Here is a 5,125-nt window from a genome sequence, read left to right on the forward strand (position 1 = left end):
TCCTGTTTGTTGCACTGAATTTCATCATCGACATCTGCTACACACTGCTGGACCCGCGCGTCCGGATGGACGGAGGGACCTGAAATATGAGCCTTGTCGAAGACAATATGCTGGAACCAACAGAAAACGTATTTTTACAGCGTTTGCGCCAGTTCAGGGCGTCACCTCTCGCGGTCCTCGGCATTGTCATGCTGGTGATCATCCTGATGCTAGCAGTGTTTGCACCGATTATTTCACCGCAAAACCCATATGATCTTTTGCAACTGGATATCATGGACGGTCGCCTTCCACCCGGATCAGAATCCTATGGGGGAGTGCCGTATTTACTTGGCACTGATTCACAAGGGCGCGATATCTTATCGGGTATCTTATACGGGTTACGCACATCCTTGCTGGTTGGGGTACTCTCAGCGGTTGCTGCTGCGGTTATTGGCACTTCGACCGGACTTTTCGCTGCATATACCGGGGGGCGGATTGAAGCACTGCTGATGCGGCTGGTTGATCTGCAACTGTCCTTTCCCACAATTCTGATGGCGCTGATGATGCTGGCGGTGTTGGGCAAAGGCGTACAAAATGTTGTGATTGCCCTCATTATCGCGGAATGGGCGACATATGCGCGGACAGTACGCAGTACAGCTCTTGTAGAGCGCGAAAAGGAATATGTGGAAGCAGCACGTTCGCTGCGGCTACCGGGGTGGCGCATCCTTTTCCGCCACTTGCTGCCGAACTGTCTCGCGCCGGTTATCGTGATCGCCACGATGCAAGTCGCCCGCGCCATCGGCCTGGAGGCAACGCTGTCGTTTCTTGGACTTGGGGCATCGGTAACCGAACCTTCGCTAGGCATGCTGATTGCCAATGGTTATCAGTATCTTCTGACTGGCTATTATTGGATTAGCTTCTTTCCCGGAATCGCATTGCTCCTCACAATCGTTGCCATCAATTTGGTCGGCGACAGATTACGCGATATCCTTAATCCGAGGAATTTGTAATGCTGCTTCTTGATGTGCAGTCACTCGTGACCGAATTCCCCGGCGAGAGCGCCGCCGCCGGTTTGCACGCCGTCAACAATGTCAGTTTTTCTCTGGATCGTGGAAAAGTATTAGGCTTGGTTGGCGAATCCGGGTCAGGGAAATCTGTCACTGGATTCTCGATCATGGGGCTTGTGGACCGACCGGGAAGGGTTACCAGCGGCCGTATAATTTTTGACGGAACGGACTTAAGGACATTGAGTCCTGAGGCAATGCGGCGTTTGCGAGGGCGCCGGATTGCGATGGTGTTTCAAGATCCGATGATGACACTCAACCCGGTTCTGACTATCGCTACCCAGATGATTGAGTCAATAACTGCACATGAAAGCGTTGGCAAAGGAGAAGCACGTCGGCGCGCGCGCGATGCGCTTGGTCAAGTTGGCATTCCAAGCCCGGAGGAGCGTCTGAATGCTTATCCACACGAGTTTTCGGGTGGAATGAGGCAGAGGGTGGCAATCGCCATTGCACTGTTGCACAAACCAGATCTTATTATTGCGGATGAACCTACAACCGCGCTGGACGTCACCATTCAGGCGCAGATTATCTCTGAGTTTCAGCAGCTTGCAGAAAACCACAACACGGCGGTCATCTGGATTACGCATGATCTGGCAATTGTGTCACGACTCGCTGATGAGATTGCGGTGATGTATGCGGGCCGGCTTGTTGAAACCGGACCGGTTGCCGATATTCTGGCTGACCCACGACATCCTTACACGGCGGGATTGATCGGGTCTGTCCCCAGTCAGAACAGCCGCGGCACGCGTTTGCAGCAGATACCCGGTGTAACCCCGAGTTTGGACCGATTGCCGTCAGGTTGCGCCTTCCGCACCCGCTGTTCTCGGGTGCGACCGGATTGTGCCAATCTTGCCCCGCCCAAAACATCCGAAGCCGCCCGCACATTTCTCTGTTTTCATCCGCTTTATCGAAAGGTCAGGGTTTGATGGCTGCCTCTTTATCCCCGATGATCGAACTCCAAGGCATTACGCGCCGTTTTGGCCCCCACCCCGATCTTGCAGACCGGATCGCTATTCGGCTTGGTCTTGCCAAACCAAAACCGATTGTTCACGCTGTTGACGATGTGGAATTAATCGTGACACGCGGCGAAGTGTTGGGCCTTGTAGGCGAATCAGGTTGTGGCAAATCTACGCTTGGCAGGATCGTCGCAGGTATTCTGCCGCAAAGTGAAGGCAACGTATTCTGGAAAGGCAAAGACCGCGATCGATTGCCTGGCCCGGATCGCCATGCGGCCGACCTTGCGACCCAGATGATTTTCCAAAACCCGATGGCCGCGCTTAACCCGCGGATGACGGTTGAAGAAATCATTGCTGAAGCGCCGCGAACGCATGGCATGATAGCCGGGTCGAAACGCGACTATGTGACAAAATATCTGCGAATGGCAGGTTTTGACGCATCGATGATGCGCCGCTATCCGCATCAGTTTTCCGGTGGCCAACGCCAACGGATCAACATAGCCCGTGCATTGGCCGTCCAGCCGGAGTTTCTGGTCTGCGACGAGAGCGTGGCGGCATTGGATGTGTCGATACAGGCACAGGTCATCAATCTGTTTATGGATTTGCGCGAACAGCTGGATCTGACCTATTTGTTCGTCAGCCATGATTTGGGTGTGGTTGAGCATATTTCAGACCGAGTAGCTATTATGTACTTAGGCCGCATCGTTGAGGAGGCGTCAGTTGAAGAGGTATTTGCACGCCCCAACCACCCATATACTCAGGCACTGTTGTCCGAGGTGCCACGGATCGAAGTAACTAAGCGTCGTTTTCAGGCAGTTAAGGGCGAACTCCCAAGCCCACTAAATCCGCCAAAGGGCTGCCATTTTCACCCGCGCTGTCCTTTTGCGATGGACCGTTGTCGAGTGGAAGTTCCACGTATCCGTGAGATAGCGCCTTGCCACAGGTCGGCATGTCATTTGAACGACGGACTGGACTGATGACGACAACACCAGCAGCCATCGGCGCAGTGCGGTCAGACCGCATACATGGTCGCAGCTAACCCAAATCCCCGCCCGGAAAATACAACTCCGTCACCCCGCGCCTCCCCTCAACCCGACCAAGCTGAACAATCACGTCGATGGAGCGCGCAATGTAATTTTTCACCTCGGCAAAGGTCAAAGGCGTTCCGGCCTGCAAAACCATGATTGCCAGCCGGTCAATGGCAAGCCGCGCGGTTTCGGCATGAAGGGTCGAGATTGACCCGCCATGCCCGGTGTTGATCGCTTCAAGATAGGTGATGGCCTCGCGCCCGCGTAATTCGCCGACGATAATCCGGTCTGGCCGCATGCGCAGGGTTGCAGCCAAAAGTGCATCCGTTGTCCGAGGCGAGTCCTTATCACGTTCAGACAGCAGGTTCACGGTATTGGGTTGCGGTGGAAACAGCTCATAAGCATCTTCAATTGTGACCAGCCGTTCGCCCATGCCGACATAGCCCAGAAGGTGGCGCGCAAAGGTGGTCTTGCCGGTTGAGGTGCCACCGCTGATCAAGATATTGAGCCGCAGCTCTATTAGGCGTTTCAGGGCGGCATTCAAATCCGTTGCTGCAATTTCCCGAACCTCTTTCATCTTTTCGCGCCGCATATCATCGAGTGATACCGCCGTTCCAAACAGATATTCCGCAGTGAAGTTTGGAATGCTTTGGGTGGAGAACAGGCGGATCGAAACCGACGCGCCGTGCTCCACTGCCGGAGGAATGGCAACCTGAACCCGCAAAGGGCGCCCAAGGTAATCAATCTTGCCGGAAACCAAGGGCCGCAGCTTTGAGACTTTGGCCTTGGCATCCCCGACAATCGCTTGGGCCAGATCAATGGCTTCTCTGGCGCCGATGGTTTGACCCTCAACGAGGGCCATATGCGTATCGCCCGCGCGCTCAATCCACACGCTACCATCAGGATTGATTACCAGTTCCGATACGGACCCATCTTGCAGCCAAGTTTTGAACGGCTGCAAATAGGCGTCAACATAGCTCGCCTGCGCATTCATCAATAGATCACCACGTCACGATCGACCAAGACAGTGACACGCGCACCCTGATCAACATAGATGGTTGGCTTTAACGCAAGCTGGTCGGCGATCACTGACGAGGTCGCATCTTGCAGGTTCGAGCCAACATCGGCCAAGGTGTCCGCCGCAATTTTATCCTTCACCTGTGCCGCTGCAACCGATGGTGCTGCCCCGATCATGGAAATCAATGTGGCCCCACCAAAACGCGCGCCAAATTTCGTGTCAACAAAACCGGTCAGACCAGAGCGGCCCAGACTGTCGCCGCCCACCGCCGAGATATTCATCGAAACACCGTCAGGCGTCAGTATGCGGGTCCACGCAATCAAGATACGCGCTTGGCCAGCCTCAATCCCAGCGCTGTAAGAGCCAAACAGCCGTGATCCGCGCGGGATCAATATGCTATCGCCGGAAAAGGCTGGCACCGGTTCAGACACCACGGCGACCACATTGCCCGGAAGGTCACTGTTGATTGCCACCTGCAAAGCCGCTTGAACCACCGAGCCTTGCGCAAGGGTCCGGTCAGGGGCCTGCATTCGCTCCGCCTCTTGCACCACCAATGCCGGAGCACTGTTCAAAAACGCCTCATCGGCAGAAAGGGTGCGACCCCCCGCGCCGGACCCGTTTCCGCCAACCGCGCCTTTGGCCTGACTGTTGGCGAACACCAATGCGGGGGATTTGACTTGCGCGCGGAGCAGATCCATCGCGTCAAGATGCGCTTGTTCTGCCCTTTTCGCACTCAATTCTTCTCCATCGCGGCTCGCAAGCGAGCCTTCCATTGCTACCACCTTGGCCTTCTCCGCATCGAGCAGAGCTTGCAAGGATGTCACCCGCATATCACCAGTTGCTTTTAGCCCATTGAGTTCATCTTGCGCCTGCTTGGCTGCCGCTTTGAGGTTTTTCACCTGATCATCAAATGCGGCGCGCAACTCACCAACTGCAGAGGCAATGGCTTTGTCGCGGTTCAAAGAGCTTTCGGCCAATGCACGGCGCAATTCTGCCAGTTCTTTGGTCAGCGCAGTATTTGGCTCGGGGGTCACAACGGGGGCAGGGGGCGGTTGAAGCGTGTCGGTAATCTTGATAAGC

Annotated in this window: 5 protein-coding genes; 3 read left to right on the forward strand and 2 right to left on the reverse strand. The window is 55.2% G+C overall.

Annotated features, from left to right (window positions below):
* The first annotated feature begins 86 nt into the window (after positions 1 to 86).
* From L0H65_RS14100 to L0H65_RS14110, 3 genes are read left to right on the forward strand one after another with little or no spacing between them, the layout of a single operon-like run.
* Complete coding sequence (locus L0H65_RS14100) at positions 87 to 989, forward strand: ABC transporter permease (RefSeq protein WP_301459685.1); 903 nt, start codon at positions 87 to 89, stop codon at positions 987 to 989.
* Positions 989 to 1,969: an ABC transporter ATP-binding protein gene (locus L0H65_RS14105; protein ID WP_301459686.1), complete on the forward strand. Its 981-nt coding sequence runs from the start codon at positions 989 to 991 to the stop codon at positions 1,967 to 1,969. The genes L0H65_RS14100 and L0H65_RS14105 overlap by 1 nt, the downstream gene beginning before the upstream one ends.
* The gene (locus L0H65_RS14110; protein ID WP_301459687.1) at positions 1,969 to 2,976 is read left to right on the forward strand and encodes an ABC transporter ATP-binding protein; all 1,008 of its coding nucleotides are present in this window, start codon (positions 1,969 to 1,971) and stop codon (positions 2,974 to 2,976) included. The genes L0H65_RS14105 and L0H65_RS14110 overlap by 1 nt, the downstream gene beginning before the upstream one ends.
* A 58-nt stretch (positions 2,977 to 3,034) precedes the next feature.
* Here L0H65_RS14110 and L0H65_RS14115 read toward each other — a convergent pair whose 3' ends face one another.
* Positions 3,035 to 4,021, reverse strand: a complete 987-nt coding sequence (locus tag L0H65_RS14115) for an ATPase, T2SS/T4P/T4SS family (protein ID WP_301459688.1) — start codon at positions 4,019 to 4,021, stop codon at positions 3,035 to 3,037.
* Positions 4,021 to 5,125 (reverse strand): TrbI/VirB10 family protein (locus L0H65_RS14120; protein WP_301459689.1); only part of this gene is annotated, 1,105 nt, incomplete at its 5' end. The genes L0H65_RS14115 and L0H65_RS14120, both read right to left, overlap by 1 nt.

The organism is Pseudorhodobacter sp. (genome assembly GCF_030452865.1).
Lineage (GTDB): Bacteria > Pseudomonadota > Alphaproteobacteria > Rhodobacterales > Rhodobacteraceae > Pseudorhodobacter.